Raw genomic sequence first — 18,636 nt, forward strand, 5'->3', positions numbered from 1 at the left:
CCACCGCCTGCTCCTAAACGAGGATGTCCACCACCAGCGAAAACGGATCTGAGACCCGAAAGCGGCGCAGCGACACGGTCAAGCGCGGCTTCGAGCGCGCGCCGCACCGCAGCCTGCTCCGCGCGACCGGCGCCATTCTGAGTGACGACGACTTCCAGAAACCGTTCATCGGCATCTGCAACTCGTACATCGACCTCATCCCGGGCCACGTCCACCTCCAAGCGTTCGGGAAGGTCGTCAAAGACGCCGTGCGTGCGGCCGGGGGTGTGCCGTTCGAGTTCAACACCATCGGCGTGGACGACGGCATCGCGATGGGGCATATCGGGATGCGCTACTCGCTGCCGTCACGCGAACTAATCGCCGACTCGCTGGAAACCGTCGCAGCCGCGCACTGGCTCGACGGCATCATCTGCCTGCCGAACTGCGACAAGATTGTGCCTGGCATGCTGATGGGCGCGCTGCGGCTCAACATACCTACCATCTTCGTCTCGGGTGGCCCGATGAAAGCGGGGCGGCTGGAAAGCGGCGAGAAGATCGATCTCATCTCGGTGTTCGAGGGCGTCGGGAAGTACCAGACTGGCGAGATCGACGACGCGGGGCTGCACGCGCTCGAAGCCAACGCCTGTCCCACGTGCGGGTCGTGCTCGGGGATGTTCACCGCCAACTCCATGAACTGCATCATGGAGGTGCTCGGCCTCGCGCTCCCCTACAACGGCTCGATCCTGGCCGTCGACCCACGCCGGAAGCAACTCGCCGAGCAAGCCGCCGAGCGGATCCTACACCTCGTCGACCACGACCTCAAGGCGCGTGACATCGTCACCACCGAGGCTTTCGACGACGCCTTCGCGCTCGACATGGCGATGGGCGGCTCCACGAACACGATCCTGCACCTCCTCGCTGCGGCCAACGAAGCCGAGATCCCGTACGATCTCCACCGCATCAACGCGATTTCGCAGCGGACGCCTTACCTCTGCAGGGTCGCGCCCGCCACGCCGGACGTGCATATGGAGGACGTGGAGGAGGCCGGTGGCATCCCCGCGATCCTGAACGAACTCGCTGCCGCCGACCTGCTCCACACGGACCGCCTCACGGTCACCGGCGAGCCGCTGCAAGCCACGCTCGACGCCGCCGAGAACAAGCGGCCGGACGTGATTCGCTCGGTCGAAGACCCCTTCCGCACGACGGGCGGCCTAAGCATCCTCTTTGGCAACCTTGCGCCCGAGGGTTGCGTGGTGAAGACAGGCGCAGTCGCTGAGCACATGCTGGAGTTCGAGGGACCCGCGCGGATCTACGAGAGTCAGGACGCCGCCGTTGAGGGCATCCTGCGCCGCGAGGTGCAGCCGGGCGAGGTCGTGGTGATCCGCACCGAGGGGCCGCGCGGAGGTCCTGGCATGCCCGAAATGCTCCAGCCGACCAGCGCGCTCGCCGGGATGGGCCTCGACACGTCGGTTGCCATGGTCACCGACGGGCGTTTCTCCGGCGGTACGCGCGGGCTCAGCATCGGCCACGCTTCGCCCGAAGCCGCCTCTGGCGGCCCCATCGGTGCCGTGCGCGCGGGCGACCGCATCCGCATCTCGATCCCGGAAAGCAGTGTGACGCTGCTCGTGGACGATGACGAGATCGCGCGTCGCCTTGACGAGCAGCCACCGTTCCAGCCGAAGATCCAGCGTGGCTGGCTGGGGCGCTATACCCACTTCGTCACCAGTGCCTCCCAAGGCGCAGTGCTTCGCTTGCCAAAGTCTGTCTCCGCACCACATGGCGATGGTCAGGTTAGTGAAACACCGATAGCATCATGACTTCCCCCGTCCTCGTTGCCTCTGTTCCGGCGAGCCCCGCTCCTCGAACTGTCCTCCTCACGCGTGAAGGGGACAGCCTCGCGACCCTTCAGGGGGAGCGAAGTAGGGGGAGCTGGACGGCAACCTTCTGTCACGCTCACCACCTAGTCCGATGAGCCTCGTCCAATCCAACACACCTGTCACGGTATCTAGCGGCGATGGCATGGATGAGCGCCAGCCAGCCGTCCCCGTGATGACCGGTGCCGAGATCTTTGTCCACAGCCTCGAAGCCGAGGGCGTGGAGGTCGTCTTCGGGCACCCGGGTGGGGCCGTCATCAAGATCTACGACGCGATGGCGCAGATCGAGCCGTCATTCAATCACGTGCTCGTGCGCCACGAGCAGGCAGGCACGCATGCCGCCGAGGGCTACGCCAAGGCGACGGGCAAGGTCGGGACGGTCCTCGTGACGAGCGGGCCGGGCGCGACGAACTGTGTCACGGGCATCGCCGATGCCTTCATGGATTCGGTGCCGATGGTCGTCTTCACGGGCCAGGTGCCGATTCCACTTATTGGGGGCGATGCGTTCCAGGAGACCGACATCATGGGGGTGACGCGCTCGATCACCAAGCACAGTTTCCAGGTCCGCTGCGCGGCTGACCTCGCGCCGACGATCAAGGCCGCCTACGAGATCGCAGGCACCGGCCGTCCGGGCCCGGTGGTGGTCGACCTGCCGAAGGATATCCTGATTGAGGAAGCGCCGTACGTCTACCCGCGCGCGGTGTCGATGCGCGGTTACAGTGTGCCCGGCGCCGGACCCCAGGCCAAAGTCGAGCGGGCTGCACGGATGATCTCGAAGTCGCAGCAGCCGCTGTTCTACGTCGGCGGCGGGACCGTCAACGCAGGGGCAGCCGGGCTGCTCACCGAAATCGCCCGGACGACGAAGATCCCGGTCACGACCACGCTCCACGGCCTCGGCAGCTTTCCGGAGGACGACCCGCTTTCGCTTGGGATGCTCGGCATGCACGGCACCTACCACGCCAACATGGCCGTGCAGCACTGCGACCTCCTCATCGCTATCGGCGCACGCTTTGACGACCGCGTGACCGGCAAGCTCGAAGCGTGGGCCCCGCACGCGGAAGTCATCCATGTCGAGATCGACCCCTCGTGTGTCTCGAAAAACGTCTTCGCCGACTGCGCCATCCTCGGCGACGTGAAAGCGGTCCTCCAGCAACTCAAGCCGCTGCTGAAGGAGAAGGACACGGCCGCGTGGCGCGCGCAGATCGAAGGCTGGCACAAGGAGTGCCCCAGAGTCGTCCCTGGCATCACCGACATCCAGAACGGGGACGAGGGCGACGGGCAGCTGCACCCGCAGTATGTCATCCACCAACTCGGCAAGAAGGCAGGGCCGAACGCTGTCCTCACGACCGACGTTGGCCAGCACCAGATGTGGTCGGCGCAGCACTTCGGCTTCGTACGTCCGCGCTCGCACATCACCTCGGGCGGCCTCGGCACGATGGGCTTCGGCTTCCCGGCGGCTATCGGCGCAGCGATGGGCCTGCGCGGCACAGGTGCGACGGTCGTGAGCATCAATGGCGACGGCGGCTTCACGATGAACGCCCAGGAACTGCGCGTCGCGGCGAAGTGGAAGCTGCCCATCAAGCTCGCCGTCATCAACAACAGCTTCCTCGGGATGGTGCGCCAGTGGCAGGAGCTGTTCTTCGCCGAGCGCTTCAGCCACACCGACCTCGCCGACACCAATCCCAACTTCGTCAAGCTGGCCGAGGCCTTCGGCGTGCGTGGCCTCCGCGCGTCTACGCCTTCCGAGGCCGACGCCATCATCGAGGAGGCCTGGCAGATCCACGACGCGCCCGTGCTGCTGGAGTTCGTCGTCCCGCAAGAGGAGATGGTTTTCCCGATGGTCCCCTCCGGGGCCGCCACCAACGACATGATCACCGAGCGCTTTGCTGAATAGGCAACCGGTCGCAGGTCGCAGGTCGGGTGCCGACCAGGAGAGACGTGCGACGTGCGACCTAGGACCTCCGACCCCAAACTCATGCCTCTCCCCACTACTCCCGACGACGTGGTCACGATCGAGCTGACCTCGCAGCAGATCCTCCGCAAGAAGGCCAACGGCGAGACCGTGCTGGCCGACGTGCCTGAGGCGGCGCGGCGGCACGTGATCGCGGTGCTGCTGGAGAACCACGTCGGCGCGCTCAACCGCGTCGTCAACCTGTTCTCGGCGCGCAACTTCAACCTAGAGAGCGTCACCGTCGGGCCGACCGAAGACGCATCCGTCTCGCGCCTCACCATCGTCACGAACGGGACGCGGCGTCAGATCAAGCAGATCCTGCGCCTCCTCGACCGGCTGATCGATACGCTCGACGTGGCCGACCTCGACCCGCAGGGCATCGTCGAGCGCGAACTGTGCTTGGCCAAAGTCGGCTATTCGCCCGCCACGCGCGCGGAGGTGAAGGACATCGCCGACATCTTTCGCGCGAAGGTGGTCGACGTGACGCCCGACACCTTCACCTTCGAGGCGACAGGCCCGACGGCCAAGGTCAACGCTTTCATCGCCATGCTCGCGCCGCACGACCTCCGCGAAGTTGCCCGCTCCGGCCGCGTTGCGATGCGGCGTGACAGGCTTGCTACCGCCTAGCATCCAGCCCGCATCTGTTTCGTGGTGCGTATTGCATTTTCAGAACGCAATACCCCGAGTGCCTTAATCAAAACACGCAACACGGAACACGCAACACCCTCTGACTTCCCAAGCTTCAAGCCACTTATGAACGTCCATTACACTGCCAACGAGTCGCTCATCCGAGATCGCCGTGTCGCCGTGATCGGCTACGGAAGCCAAGGCCACGCCCATGCGCTCAACCTGCAAGAGAGCGGCGTCGAGGTCGTCGTGGGCCTGCGTGCGGGGTCGGGCTCGTGGCCGCACGCCGAGGCGGCTGGGCTGCGGGTGATGGAGCCCGCCGAGGCCGCGGCCTGGGGCAATGTCATCATGCTGCTTGTCCCGGACCAGCACCACAAACGTGTCTACGAAGCCGCCATCGCGCCGAACGTCTCGGCGGGCAAAGCGCTGGCTGTGGGGCATGGCTTCAGCATTCACTACGGACAGATCCAGCCGCCGTCCGATGTGGACGTGTTTATGGTCGCGCCGAAGTCGCCGGGGCATCTAGTGCGGCGGACGTTCGAGCAGGGGGGCGGTGTGCCGTGCCTTGTCGCCGTCGCGCAGGACGCGAGCGGCAATACGATGGACCTCGCGCTCAGCTACGCCGACGCCATCGGCGGGACGCACGCTGGGGTCATCGAGACCAACTTCAAGGACGAGACGGAGACCGACCTCTTCGGCGAACAGGCCGTGCTCTGCGGCGGGGCGGAAGCCCTCATCAAGGCGGGCTTCGAGACGCTTACGGAAGCGGGCTATCCGCCTGAGCTCGCCTACTACGAGTGTCTTCACGAACTCAAGCTCATCGTCGACCTCTTCTATGAAGGCGGCCTGGAACGCATGAACTTCTCCGTCAGCGACACGGCCGAGTACGGCGGCTACACCCGTGGTCCGCGTGTCATCACCGATGCCGTCAAGGCCGAGATGAAGGAAATCCTCTCCGAGGTCCAGTCCGGCGAATTCGCTCGCGCCTTCATCGCCGATTGCGAAGCGGGTAGCCCCGAACTACACAGCCTGCGCGCGGCGTCGAAAGGTCACCCTATCGAGGCCGTTGGCAAGAAGCTGCGCGGGATGATGTCGTGGCTGAAGCGAGAGAAGGTCGAGGAGACTATTGCTGAGTAATCACCGAAGAGATCATCCTTAGCGGAGGCCGAAGGCTGTAGGCGAAGGATCGGTGTCTCATTGCATTGGATCCCAAAACGAAGCGCAAACGCTGTCGCCTAGCTCCTTCGACGCGCTGGCACTCGCTCAGGATGACAAGACCCGGCAGACAACCCACTTCATACTTCTGACTTCGCACTTCTAACCTCACATGACCCACGACCCACGACGCACGACCTACCGCATCGCCTGGCTGCCGGGCGACGGCATCGGGCGTGAGGTGACCGATCCGGCGCTCGGCGTCCTTGACGCAGTGGCTGAGGCGCACGGCTTCTTCCTCGACGTGGAGGAGTATGCGGTGGGTGGCTGCGCCATCGATGCGACCGCTGTGCCGTTGCCGGACGCGACGCGCGAGGCTTGTCTCGCGGCAGATGCGGTGTTCATGGGCGCCGTCGGCGGTCCTGCCTGGGACAATCAGCAGCCGGAGACGCGGCCCGAGCGAGGATTGCTCGCCCTGCGGCGTGCGCTCGGCACGTTCGCCAACCTGCGGCCCGTGAGCGTACCGAAGACGCTGGCCGAGGCATCGCCGCTGCGTCGGGAGATCGTTGCGGGGACCGACTTGCTCATCGTGCGCGAACTCACGGGCGGGATCTACTTCGGCGAACCGCGCGGCATCGTCGCAGAGCACGGCGAGACGGTGTCGTTTAATACGATGCGCTACACCGACGCCGAGATCGGGCGCATCGCCCGCGTCGGGTTCGACTGGGCGCGACGGCGCGGTCGGCGAATCACCTCCGTAGACAAGGCCAACGTGCTCGACGTCTCGCGGCGCTGGCGGGCCATCGTCTCCGAGATCGGCTCGACCCACTACCCCGACGTACACCTCGACCACCTCTACGTCGATAACGCGGCGATGCAGCTCGTCCGCAACCCACGCGGCTTCGACGTCGTGCTGACGAGTAACCTCTTCGGCGACATTCTCTCGGACCTTGCCGCGACGCTCCCCGGCTCGCTGGGCCTGCTGCCCTCGGCCAGCCTGGGTGCCCCCAACGAACAACGGTGCGTGGGATTGTTCGAGCCGGTTCACGGCAGCGCGCCCGACCTCGCCGGGCAGGGCGTCGCCAACCCGCTTGCAGCCATCCTCAGCGGCGCGATGCTCTTCGATGCGCTCGATCGTACTGAGGCCGCCGCTGCTGTCCGCGCCGGTGTCGCGGGTGCCCTCAATGCAGGCTACCGCACCGCCGATCTCGCCGCCCATGCCCAGACGGCTGTCTCTACCGAGGCGATGTCGCAGTGCGTGGCGCAGTACGCCCTCCGTGCTCCGTCGCGGGCTTCGCTGGTGGTGGAATGAGAACGCATACCTCACATCGTGTCATCCTGAGCGGAGCAGCCCATGGCTGTGAAGTCGAAGGATCTGCGGGCCAGCTTTCAGCCAGAGGTCGAAGCAATGAGGTACGACAGAGATCCCTCGACTCGCGGAGCTCGCTCGGGATGACAATTCGAGCAGATGGCGAAAAACGACGACTTACCACGCGCCCGCTGCACTGACCGTACCGGGCGCGCCTCCGCCACCGACTGACGCATACCATCTCCCGCGTTTCTACCGATCCCATGTCCGACCCCATCATCATCTTCGACACCACGCTGCGCGACGGCGAGCAGGCACCGGGCGCGTCGATGACGCTCGCCGAGAAAGTCGAGATCGCCCGGCACCTCGCGCGGCTGCGCGTAGACGTTATTGAAGCAGGCTTCCCGATCTCGTCGCCAGGCCAGCGTGAGGCCGTGCGCCGCGTCGTGGCGACGTTGGCCGACGGCCCCGAGAATCCGACAGGGCATGTGCCCGTCATCGCGGCGCTGGGGCGCGCCACCGAGGCCGACATTCACGCGTGCGGCGACGCGCTCCGCGACGGGCCGCGCACTCGGATCCACACCTTCATCGCTACGAGCGACATCCACCTCGACGCCAAGTTCGGGCACCCGCGCTTTGGCACTACGCTCGCCGAGAAGCGGCAGACGGTGATGCGGATGGCGCAGGACGCCGTGCGCCTCGCCAAGACCTACACCGACGACGTCGAGTTCAGCGCTGAGGATGCTGGGCGGACCGACTCGGGCTACCTCTGCGAGATCGTCGTTGCTGCTGCGGAGGCAGGCGCCACCACGATCAACATTCCCGATACGACGGGCTACTGCCTACCGCACGAGTATGCGGCGCATTTCGCCGCAGCCAAGGGTTGCCTGAAAGACTTCCCGCACGTCATCCTCTCCGCACACTGCCACGACGATCTCGGGCTGGCCTGCGCCAACTCGCTCGCGGCCGTCGCGGCGGGCGCGCGGCAGATCGAGTGCACCATCAACGGCATCGGCGAGCGTGCGGGCAACGCGGCGCTCGAAGAGATCGCGATGGCAATTCGCACGCGTGGCGAGCAGATGGGTGTCCATACCAACATCGCCACGCCGCACCTCACCGAAGCGAGCAAGCTCGTGGCCGTGACCGTGGGCTTCGCGGTGCCGCCGAACAAGGCCATCGTGGGTAAGAACGCTTTCAGCCACGAGGCGGGCATCCACCAGCACGGCGTGCTCAAACGGCGCGACACCTATGAGATCATGCGTGCCGAGGACGTCGGGCAGGCTCCGGCGCAGATTCGTCTCGGTCGTCACTCGGGCCGCCACGGCCTCTTCAGCCGCCTCGACGGGCTCGGTGTCGTGCTCACGGAAGCCGAGAAGGACGGCATCTACGAGCGATTCGTCGCGCTCGCCGACCAGAAGAAGGAGATCTACGACGAGGATCTGCTCGCGCTCGTCAACGACCAGCAACGACCTGTCGCCACGGCGACCTACCGCCTCGACGCGATGCACGTCACGACCGGCAGCGACGAGGAGCCACGCGCGACGATCACGCTCTACAGCCGCAAGTCAGATACCGCCGCCGAGCAGACCGCTTCCGGCGACGGCCCGGTCGATGCGCTCTACCGCGCCATCCGCACCGCCGTCGGCGGGACGCACGAACTCGCCAGCTACACCATCCGCTCCGTCTCCGAAGGAGCCGACGCGCTGGGCGAGGTCAACGTCGTCATCCAGAACGACAACGGGCTGGCCTTCCGTGGCTCCGCCCGCTCGACGGACGTGCTTCGCGCCTCGGCCGCTGCCTACCTCGACGCACTCAACCGCCTCGCGGCACACGCCGACGAAACCGACAGCGCGGCGTTCGTGACGGACGGCATCATGCAGTCGTTCGCCTGAGCGCCTGAGGCGCGTCGCAGATTCGAAGTCGTGAGTCCCACGTCAAAAAAGTGGCCTGGGCCTTGCTTCTCGACCTGCGGCCTTGGACATACGACCTGTGACCTTGCATTGACTTATGACCATCACAGAAAAAATCCTCGCGCAGCACGCGGGGCGGGACCGGGTAGCGCCCGGCGAGACGATGTGGATCGACGTGGACGTGCTGATGACGCACGATGTCTGCGGACCGCCCACCATTGGCATTTTCCAGCGCGAGTTCGGCGCGGACGCGCAGGTGTGGGACCGCGACAAGCTGGTCATCATGCCCGACCACTACATCTTCACCACCAACCACCACGCCAACCGCAACGTCGACATCCTGCGCGATTTTGCGGCAGCGCACAATCTGCCGCACTACTACGATGTGGGCACTGACCGCTACAAAGGCGTCTGTCACATCGGCTTGGCCGAGGAGGGCTTCAACCGGCCCGGCCTCACGCTCTTTGGGACGGACTCGCACACCTGCACGTCAGGCGCGTTTGGCCTCTTCTCGACGGGCGTGGGCAACACCGACGCCGCGCTCATCATGGGCACGGGCAAGATCTGGGTGAAGGTGCCGGCCACGATGCGGTTCGTCTTCGAGGGCGAGTTGCCGCCCTACCTCATGGCGAAGGACCTCATCCTCGCCGCCATCGGCGACATCGGGACTGACGGCGCAACCTACCGCACGCTGGAGTTCGACGGCGAGGCGGTCTACGATCTCTCGATGGAGGAGCGCATGACGCTCTGCAACATGGCTATTGAGGCGGGTGGCAAGAACGGCATCATCGCGCCCGACGCGAAGACGTTCGCCTACGTCGACGAGCGCACCGCCGGGACCAACCGCGCGGACTACACGCCCGTCTACGGCGATCCTGGCGCGCGCTACTACTCGGAGCACGTCTACGATGTCTCGACGATGGAGCCGGTCGTGGCGAAGCCGCACGCGCCGGACAACAAAGCGACCGTGAGCGAGGTCGCAGGCACGAAGCTCGACCGCGCTTACGTCGGCTCGTGCACGGGCGGCAAGCTCGAAGACTTCGTCGCTGCCGCGCGCGTGCTGCAAGGGCAGGAGGTCGTAATCGACACGTTCATCGTCCCGGCGACGACGGAGGTCGGGCGGCAGCTGCACGAGGTCACCGTCGGCGGGCAGACGCTCTTCGACATCTTCCAGGCGTCAGGCTGCCAGGTCGGCAAGTCAAGCTGCGCGGCCTGCCTCGGCGGTCCCGTCGACACGTTCGGGCGGACGCATGGCACGGAGGTCGTGATCTCGACGACCAACCGCAACTACCCTGGCCGCATGGGCTCGAAGCAGGCCGCCGTCTACCTCGCCTCGCCGCTTACCACGGCCGCCTCGGCGCTCACCGGCGTCATCACGGACCCGCGCGAGGTGTTGGTCTAAGGCCGCAGGTCAAAAGTCGGAGGTCCGACCTGAAACGACCTGTGACATACGACTGAACTCGACATCGCAGCTGATTTCAGACTACCACGATTCATGAAACCCCTCATCGAAGGAAAAGCCTACGTCCTCGGCGACCACATCGACACGGACCAGATCATCCCGGCCGAGCACCTCGTCTACAGCATGACGCTGCCGGAGGAGCGGCGGCTCTACGGACGCTATGCCCTCAGCGCCGTGCCGCCCGGCCAGCAGGGGCTGCCGTTCGGCGACCGCCCGCTCACGCAGCCCGACGCCTATACCAGCGACTATCGGATCGTGATCGGCGGCGACAACTTCGGGTGTGGGTCGTCCCGCGAGCACGCGCCGTTTGCGCTTCAGGAGGCGGGCGTAGAGGCCGTCGTGGCGTCGAGCTATGCGCGCATCTTCTACCGCAACGCCGTAGACGGCGGCTTCCTCGTGCCGTTCGAGACACGCGAGCGCCTCGTCGAGCGCATTCGCACGGGCGACGACCTCGTGCTCGACACGAGGGCCGCGCAACTCAGCAATCGCACGACGGGGGCGACGTTTCTCCTCGATCCGCTCGGCGATGTGGCGGCGATCCTCGAAGCAGGCAACGTGTTTGAGTACGCGCGACGGGCAGGCCTGATGCCGCAACGGTCGTGAGAGAAAAGTCGACCGTCGAGGAGATCCGCACGCGTTTCGACAGCGATGTCGAGCGGTTCGCCAACCTCGACACCGGGCAGAGCGCGGCCATCGACGCGGCACTCGTGCTCGACCTGGTGACGGCGTCGGCTGCCCGGGTCACCCCGAATGCCCGCCGAGTGCTGGACATCGGGTGCGGCGCGGGCAACTACAGCATCAAGCTCGCGCGCCATCTCTCTGGCATCGAAGTGGACCTCATCGACCTGAGCCGGCCGATGCTGGACCGCGCCAGCGAGCGCGTCGGCCATGCGACCTCGGGTACCGTGCGGGCGATTCAAGGCGACATCCGCGACCTTGATCTCGGAACGGAGCAGTACGACATCGTGCTGGCTGCGGCTGTGCTGCACCACCTCCGCGAGGACGACGAGTGGAGCGCCGTCTTTCGATCTATCCGAAAAGCGCTGAGACCGGGCGGCTCGTTCTGGATCAGTGACCTCGTCGCACACGACCATACGGGCGTGCACGACTTGATGTGGACGCGCTATGGGGCGTATCTCTCGGCGCTGCGGGATGACGACTACCGAGATCACGTCTTCGAATACATCGCCCAGGAGGATTCGCCGCGGTCGGTGCGGTACCAGATCGAACGCTTGCGCGCAGCGGGCTTCGCGTGGGTCGAGGTCCTGCACAAAAACGGACCGTTTGCGGCGCTGGGTGCGGGCCTCTAGCCGGTCGGCGGTGACCCCGACTTGCGCGGCATTGCGCTGGGTGCTAGTGTAGGGGCGTCCTGCACGATTGCCTTGCACTATCGCTCACCAGCCTCCCCGCGCCATGTCGCTCTGGAAAAAAATGACGGGCCAACTCATCGACATTATCGAGTGGCTCGACGACACCCATGACACGCTCGTCCATCGCTACGAGCGGCACGACAACGAGATCAAGAACGGCGCGAAGCTCATTGTGCGCGAGGGGCAGATCGCCGTGCTCGTCAACGAAGGTCAACTCGCCGACGTCTACGAGCCCGGCACCGTTACGCTCGAAACGCAGAACATGCCCATCCTCTCGACGCTGAAAGGGTGGAAGTACGGCTTTGAGAGCCCGTTCAAGGCCGAGGTTTATTTCGTCTCGACGCGGCAGTTCACGGACCTCAAGTGGGGGACGAAAAACCCGATCATGCTGCGCGACCCGGAGTTCGGCCCGACCCGACTACGCGCGTTCGGCACCTATGCGATGCGCGTCGGTGACCCCGTCGAGTTTCTCCGTGAGATCGTCGGCACCAACGCGCGCTTTCGCACGGACGGGATCACGGATCAACTCCGCAACCTCGTCGTCACGCGCTTCACAGACGCGCTCGGCGAGAGCAAGCTGGCGGTCCTCGACCTCGCGGCCAACTACACCGAGCTCGGCGAATTTCTGCACGACAAGATCGCGCCGGACTTCCAGGGCTATGGCCTCGAACTCGTCACGCTGCTCGTCGAAAACATCTCGCTCCCGCCCGCCGTGGAGAAGACGCTAGACGAGCGGACGAGCATGGGCGTAATCGGCAATCTCGGCGCCTACACCCAGTTCCAGGCTGCGCAGGCGATGACGAAGGCCGCCGAGAACCCCGGTGGTGGCGCGTCCGAGGGCATCGGCATGGGAATGGGCTTCGCGATGGCGCAGCAGATGGCCAATCAAATGGGCACGGGCCGGATGGGAGGGGTGCAGCAGGGCGCGGCACAACCTCCGCCACCGCCGCAGCCAGCCGCGCCTACGTTCCACGTCGCGGTCAACGGACAGACGACCGGCCCCTTCGACATGGCGGCGCTTCAGCAGCAGGCCGCGAGTGGCGCGCTCACCGCGGAGACGCACGTGTGGGCCCCAAGCCTCGGCGCATGGACGCCCGCTGGTCAGGTCGAGGCGTTGCGCGGCCTCTTCCCGCCACCGCCTCCTCCGGGGGTGTGAACGTGTGCAGGTATGAATGTGTGAACGTGGTCCTGACCGACCGTCGCTCACACATTCATACGTTCAAACCTCCATACGTTCACACATGAGCTACCGCGAATTCCCCTGCACCTCGTGCGGCGCTGAACTGCGCTTCGCGCCAGGCACCGATGCGCTGCAGTGCCCGTATTGCGGCGTCCTGAACGAGATCAAGCCTGCTCCGGTCGAGGGTGCGGTCGGTCCCCACGACGAGCGCGACTACGAGCGCACGCGGCGCTGGCTTGCACACCGGGGCGAGACGCTCGAAGCGGAGGACCGCCCCGCCGTGAAATGCACCGACTGCGGCGCAGAAACCTCGCTGCCGAATCCGGAGATAGCAGGGGCGTGCAGCTTCTGCGGTTCGCCCGTCGTGTATCGCGGGGCGTCGACTCGGCTCATCAAGCCGCAGGCAGTGCTGCCCTTCAAGGTCACGCAGCGCGAGGCCAACGAGGCGTTCAAGAAGTGGGTGGGGAGTCGCTGGTTTGCCCCGTCGGCGCTCAAGGAAGACGCGCGGGGCGAGGTGAAGCCCGACGGGATGTACCTCCCGTACTGGACCTACGATGCGCGGACGCACACGCGCTACAGCGGGCAGCGTGGCGAGTGGTACTACGTCAACGAGTCGTACAAGACCACCGTCAACGGCAAGCGCGTGCAGCGTACCCGGCGGGTGCGCAAGACGCGGTGGTATCCCGCCGGCGGTCGCGTCCGCAATGCCTTCGACGACCTCACCGTCGCGGCGAGTGAGACGCTGCCGCGCGGCTTCCTCCACACGCTCGAACCGTGGGACCTCGACGCGCTCGACGCCTACGACGACCGCTACCTCGCGGGCTTCCGCGCCGAGCACTACACCGTCGCGCTCGACGACGGCTTCGGCATCGCCGCTGATCGCATGCAGCCGACCATCGATGCGGCCATCCGCCGCGACATCGGCGGGGACGAGCAGCGCATCACGCAGAAGGACACGCGCTATCACGACGTGACCTTCAAGCACGTCCTGCTCCCGCTCTGGATCAGCGCCTACCGCTTCGACGGCAAGACCTATCGTTTCCTTGTCAACGCGCGCACCGGCGAAGTGACCGGCGACCGGCCCTACAGCAAGGTCAAGATTGGGCTTGTGATCCTGCTCGTCGTGCTCCTGATCGCGCTGTTCATCTTCCTAAACAGTGGCAGCTAGGCCAGTTCGGCTTCGACTGCGTTCTCGTCATACTCCTCCCGGGTGACGGCGAGGCCGACGGCTTGCAGTTTGGCTTCGAGGCGCTCGTAGCCCCGGTCGAGGTGGTAGACACGGAGCACGTCCGTGGTGCCTTCCGCGATCAGGCCTGCCATGACAAGCGAGACACTCGCGCGTAGGTCGGTGCTCATCACGACCGCGCTGCTCAGCGGCGTCCCGCCCTCGACGGCCACCTTGTTGCCGATCACGAACGCGTTGGCGCCGAGGCGACGGAGCTCAGGGACGTGCTTGAAACGGTCCGTGTAGATCGTGTCGACGATCTCGCTGTTGCCCGTGGCCTGCGTCATCAGCACCGTCCACTGCGCCTGCAGGTCGGTCGGGAAGCCCGGATAGGGAGCCGTCTCGATGGAGACGGGATGGATGGACGACGGGCCCGTGACCGTGATCGTGTCCCCGTTCACGTCGAACGGGATACCCGTAGCGCGTAAGGCGTCGAGGAAGGCGTCGCCGAGGTGCTCGGGGTCAGCGTTGGTGAGCGTGACCGTCTCGCCCTCGGGGACGGTCATCCCAGCGAGGAGCATATAGGTGCCGAGCTCGATCCGATCAGGACAGTTGCTGAACTCGACCGGCGCAAGCGTCTCGACCCCCTCGATGGTGACGGTGGTGGTGCCGAGGCCGCCAATCTGCGCGCCCATCGCCTGGAGCATCTGGCCAAAGACGACCACGTCGGGCTCGGCGGCAGCGTTGTGCAGGACGGTCGTGCCCTCCGCCCGTACAGCGGCGAGCATCACGTTGATCGTCGCGCCCACACTCGACGGCTCGAAGGTGATCTCGGCCCCATGCAGCCGTCCGCCGGGTGCCTCCGCCACGACGTAGCCTTTGTCAAGCGTGAGCGTGGCGCCAAGCGCCTCCATGCCCTTCATGTGGAGGTCAACGGGGCGGGGGCCCCAGGCACAGCCACCCGGCAGCGAGACGCGCGCCTTGCCGCATCGGCCGAGCAGCGCGCCGAGCATGTAGAACGACGCCCGCATCTTCTTCACGAGATCATAGGGCGCCTCCGGGTGCGTGATCCGCGTCGCGTCAATCGTGAGGGTCTCCGGTGTCGAGGGGTCGTTGTCTGGGTCAAACTCGACTTCGGCCCCGGACACACGTAGCACGTTCGAGAACGTCCACACGTCCTGCAAAACGGGAATGTTGTGGAGGGTGGTCTTCCCCTCGGCGAGGAGCGCGGCCGCCATGAGCGGGAGCGCGGTGTTCTTCGAGCCGCTGACGGGGAGGACACCGCGCATCGCGCGGCCACCTTCGATGACGAGCTTATCCATGTGGGGGTGGGGCGTGGAGAGCCGGACGAAAAGCGAAAGGGAAACGAACGCTGCGCGGGAGCCTGCGTTCGGGTGGCCGTCACATACGACGGCATTTCATGCGAGACCCAGGTCCGCCAAGCTACCACCACATCGCCCAGTGATCTACCTCGACCACGCAGCCACGACGCCCCTCGATCCTACCGTGCTCGATGCGATGCTGCCCTACCTCCGCGAGGACTACGGAAACGCGTCGTCGGTGCACCAACTGGGGCGGCGGGCCCGAGTCGCCATCGAGCGTGCCCGGGAACAGGTGGCGGTGCACCTCGGCTGCGAGCCCTCGGAGGTGATCTTTACGAGTGGAGCCACCGAGGCCAATAATGCGGCGCTGCGTGGCGTGCTCGCGGCGGTGCCGGAGCGGCCAGGACTCGTGATCACAGCTGCGGAACACGAGGCGATCTTGCAACCGGCAGAGGCGCTGCACGAGGCGGGGCATCCGGTCACCGTGCTCGCGCCGAGCGGTACGGGGGCCGTCACGTGTGAGGACGTTGCGAATGCCCTCGACGCGTTGTCGTCGGCCGAGACGCCCGCGGGGCTGGTGTCTGTGATGCTCGTCAACAACGAACTCGGGACCGTGTCGCCGGTTGCGGACATTGCGCAGGCGGCACGGGAGCGAGGAGCCTACACGCACACGGATGCCGTACAGGCCGCGACGCTGTTCGACCTCAGTGTGGATGCGCTGGGCGTCGATCTGCTGTCGCTTTCCGGGCACAAGATGTACGGGCCCAAAGGCGTGGGTGTGCTCTATGTGCGCAGCGGCACGCCGATCGTACCGATGGTACTCGGGGGAGCCCAGGAGCGGCGCCGCCGTGGCGGCACCGAGAACGTCGCCGCCGTGGTAGGGCTGGCCGCAGCACTCGACCTCGCGGTTGCGCAGCGCGCCGAGGAGCGGACGCGGCTCATGCGGCTTCAGCAGCGTCTCGCTCGGCGTCTCGCGGAGGCGTTCGGCGACGTGGTTCGCTTCAACACGCCGTTGCAGCCCTATGCCAATCATGTTGCGGAGGTCGCCCCGCACATACTGAATGTCTCGGTTGGTCCCTCGAACGACGTCCCGCTGGATGGCGAGATGCTCTTGCTCAATCTCGACCTCGCTGGGGTCCTGGTGTCGAGTGGCTCGGCGTGCACGAGCGGCGCTGTCGAGCCGAGCCACGTGCTGCGCGCCCTCGAAGTCCCGGCAGCCACGGCCAACGCCACGGTGCGGTTCTCACTTGGACGCGCGACGACCGAGGCCGACATCGACACAGCGTTCGAGCGAGTGCATGCGGCCGTGTCCCGGATGTGCGGGGCGATGTCCGGGACCACTTGACGTAGGATAGAGGCTTCGGCGTTATGGGGGAAACCAGTGGGTGAGTTCAGGTCATACCTGATCAGGACCCCACCTATATTTCACACCTGCACACCCCTTCCACCTGACAGTCTCGTTGGTGAGCGCGGTATCGTCTCCTGCAGTTCTGTATGTCGGCCCAACGGCTGCGTGCCGAGATCGCGTTGAAGTGGCCCTTCGTGACGTGACGACGGTTAGCGCGGTGGCTACCTGGTCGGAGGTGAGCCAACGACTTACCGCGGAGGCGGACTGGGTCGTGGTGGTGGAAGAACCTGCATTGCCTGCACCCTCGGTCCTTGCAAAAGTGGGTCTACGTCATGCCGTTATGGTGCTCGTCCGGTCGGCAACGGACTATCCCATGCTTGCCGCACATGGGGTCACCGACGTCCTCGATGCTGATACGTTCAGCGCGGCATCGCTGCTTGCGAGCTATCGGTTCGTCGTAGCCCGGTCGGGGGCTCAGGCGCCGATTGCTGCCCGTTTCCGCTCGTTGGTACAAGCTGTGCCCGATATCATCGCGCGGATCGACGACGAGGGCAACATCCGCGATGTCCACATCCCCGATGAGTTTGTGACGGCGGTATCGCCAGAGATGGAACGGCGGATGGACCTCGACCGCACGCTGGGCAGCAAGACGATGGAACGCGTGATCGCTGCCTGCCAAACGAGCCTGGCGACCGGGCAGCGTCAGCGCGTACCGTACCGCACCGAGGTAGAAGGCCGGCTCCGCCATCGCGAGGCGGTGTGCGTGGCCATCGCCGAGCACGACTTTCTCTTACTCATCCGTGACACAACCGCCCTAGTAGAGGCGCAGGCGCAGCGGGATCGAACGGAGACGGAGTTGCACCTGCGCTCAGTGCTGCTGAGTCAAGTCGCCCAGAACGCTCCGATCGTGTTCTTTGCCATGGACGAGCGAGGCCATTTCGTCCAGGTAGAGGGGCGGGGGCTTGAAGGCATCGGTCTCGCGCCTGGTGAGCTAGTGGGGCAGTCGGCGCTGGAGCTATACGCGAGCACCAACCCCCGGATCGTTCGAGCCATCCGGTCAGCCTTGGCAGGCGATCGAGTAAGCGTCCTGATCGATTTCGGCGGGCACGCGTTCGAGACCACCTACACGCCGCTACGCAATGCCAAGGGGGAGGTAACCCGTGTAATCGGCGTGGCTACGGACGTGACAGAGCGCGTCGCGGTGCGCACGGAACTCGAGCGGTCGCGTCTGGCTTTGCGTGAACTTGCGGGGCACCTGCAGTCCGTGCGCGAGGAAGAGCGTCGCCGCATTTCGCGCGAGGTCCACGACGTGCTGGGCCAAGCGCTCACCGCGCTTCGGCTCCGGGTCGGGTGGCTTGCCCAGCGGCTCCCCAGCGATGACCCCGAGATTGAGGGACGGGTGGTGGACACGGAAGAACTGATCGATGACACCATCCAGCACGTACGCCAGATTGCCACGAGACTTCGCCCCGGCGTGCTCGACGACTTCGGGCTCGTGAGCGCCATGGAGTGGCAGGCCGAGCAGTTCACCGCGCAGACCGATGTGCCGGCCCGCCTCACGACCAGCCCCGACATTGATGAGGCGACCATCCCCACTGAGGTGGGCACGGCTCTCTTCCGCATTCTCCAGGAGGCGCTCACCAACGTGGCACGCCACGCCCGAGCGTCGGCGGTCGAAATCTTATTGCTCCACTACAACGGCCGGCTTCGCCTGACCGTCCGTGACAACGGCGTGGGCATCACAGCGGACCCCGAGAAGCGCTCGTTGGGCGTTTTGGGCATGCGCGAGCGCGCCCTGATTCTCAACGGCACGTTCTCCGTCGAAGGGAACGCGGAGGACGGGACAACGCTGGTTGCCGAGGTGCCTGTCCGTGCTGTTGCCTCCGTACGTGGCCTCTCGTTGCATCATCCGGTCTCTCACCCAACGAATTGATCGCACCTCACAGCGTTATCATGAACACCGTTTCGCGCTCTTCCAACAGGC

At 65.8% G+C, this 18,636-nt stretch carries 14 protein-coding genes; 13 read left to right on the top strand and 1 reads right to left on the bottom strand.

Annotated elements, in window-relative coordinates; translation table 11 throughout:
* The first annotated feature begins 23 nt into the window (after positions 1-23).
* The 11 genes from ilvD (at position 24) to AAFU51_13495 (ending at position 13,985) form a co-directional block, all read left to right on the top strand.
* The gene (ilvD, locus tag AAFU51_13445) at positions 24-1,796 is read left to right on the top strand and encodes a dihydroxy-acid dehydratase (GenBank protein MEO1572251.1); all 1,773 of its coding nucleotides are present in this window, start codon (positions 24-26) and stop codon (positions 1,794-1,796) included.
* A 232-nt stretch (positions 1,797-2,028) separates the two neighbouring features.
* The gene (gene ilvB / locus AAFU51_13450; protein MEO1572252.1) at positions 2,029-3,747 is read left to right on the top strand and encodes a biosynthetic-type acetolactate synthase large subunit; all 1,719 of its coding nucleotides are present in this window, start codon (positions 2,029-2,031) and stop codon (positions 3,745-3,747) included.
* Positions 3,748-3,828: 81 nt separating this feature from the next.
* Complete coding sequence (ilvN, locus tag AAFU51_13455) at positions 3,829-4,431, top strand: acetolactate synthase small subunit (GenBank protein MEO1572253.1); 603 nt, start codon at positions 3,829-3,831, stop codon at positions 4,429-4,431.
* A 126-nt stretch (positions 4,432-4,557) separates the two neighbouring features.
* Positions 4,558-5,568: a ketol-acid reductoisomerase gene (gene ilvC / locus AAFU51_13460; protein MEO1572254.1), complete on the top strand. Its 1,011-nt coding sequence runs from the start codon at positions 4,558-4,560 to the stop codon at positions 5,566-5,568.
* 190 nt (positions 5,569-5,758) lie between these two features.
* Complete coding sequence (leuB, locus tag AAFU51_13465) at positions 5,759-6,898, top strand: 3-isopropylmalate dehydrogenase (protein MEO1572255.1); 1,140 nt, start codon at positions 5,759-5,761, stop codon at positions 6,896-6,898.
* A 260-nt stretch (positions 6,899-7,158) separates the two neighbouring features.
* A complete protein-coding gene (locus AAFU51_13470; protein MEO1572256.1) occupies positions 7,159-8,787 on the top strand; it encodes a 2-isopropylmalate synthase in 1,629 nt (542 codons plus the stop codon).
* Positions 8,788-8,902: 115 nt separating this feature from the next.
* Positions 8,903-10,207 (top strand): aconitase/3-isopropylmalate dehydratase large subunit family protein, encoded by a 1,305-nt coding sequence (locus tag AAFU51_13475; GenBank protein MEO1572257.1) that lies wholly within the window; start codon positions 8,903-8,905, stop codon positions 10,205-10,207.
* A 93-nt stretch (positions 10,208-10,300) separates the two neighbouring features.
* The gene (locus AAFU51_13480; GenBank protein ID MEO1572258.1) at positions 10,301-10,870 is read left to right on the top strand and encodes a 3-isopropylmalate dehydratase; all 570 of its coding nucleotides are present in this window, start codon (positions 10,301-10,303) and stop codon (positions 10,868-10,870) included.
* Positions 10,867-11,577, top strand: coding sequence for a methyltransferase domain-containing protein (locus AAFU51_13485; GenBank protein MEO1572259.1), 711 nt, complete (start codon positions 10,867-10,869; stop codon positions 11,575-11,577). Before AAFU51_13480 ends, AAFU51_13485 begins: the two co-directional genes overlap by 4 nt.
* Before the next feature lie 103 nt (positions 11,578-11,680).
* Positions 11,681-12,793: an SPFH domain-containing protein gene (locus tag AAFU51_13490; GenBank protein MEO1572260.1), complete on the top strand. Its 1,113-nt coding sequence runs from the start codon at positions 11,681-11,683 to the stop codon at positions 12,791-12,793.
* A gap of 85 nt (positions 12,794-12,878) precedes the next feature.
* Positions 12,879-13,985: a hypothetical protein gene (locus AAFU51_13495; GenBank protein MEO1572261.1), complete on the top strand. Its 1,107-nt coding sequence runs from the start codon at positions 12,879-12,881 to the stop codon at positions 13,983-13,985.
* Here the strand turns inward: AAFU51_13495 and murA are convergent.
* Positions 13,982-15,304, bottom strand: coding sequence for a UDP-N-acetylglucosamine 1-carboxyvinyltransferase (gene murA, locus AAFU51_13500; GenBank protein MEO1572262.1), 1,323 nt, complete (start codon positions 15,302-15,304; stop codon positions 13,982-13,984). The two genes, AAFU51_13495 and murA, sit on opposite strands and share 4 nt — an antisense overlap.
* 139 nt (positions 15,305-15,443) lie before the next feature.
* On the opposite strand from murA, the gene AAFU51_13505 reads away from it, so the two are divergent.
* Positions 15,444-16,649 carry a cysteine desulfurase family protein gene (locus AAFU51_13505; protein ID MEO1572263.1) on the top strand — a complete coding sequence of 402 codons (1,206 nt, stop codon included), beginning with the start codon at positions 15,444-15,446 and terminating at the stop codon, positions 16,647-16,649.
* Positions 16,650-17,025: 376 nt separating this feature from the next.
* Positions 17,026-18,585 (top strand): histidine kinase, encoded by a 1,560-nt coding sequence (locus AAFU51_13510; GenBank protein MEO1572264.1) that lies wholly within the window; start codon positions 17,026-17,028, stop codon positions 18,583-18,585.
* Positions 18,586-18,636 lie beyond the last annotated feature (51 nt).

This window comes from Bacteroidota bacterium (assembly GCA_039821555.1).
Lineage (GTDB): Bacteria > Bacteroidota > Rhodothermia > Rhodothermales > Rubricoccaceae > JBCBEX01.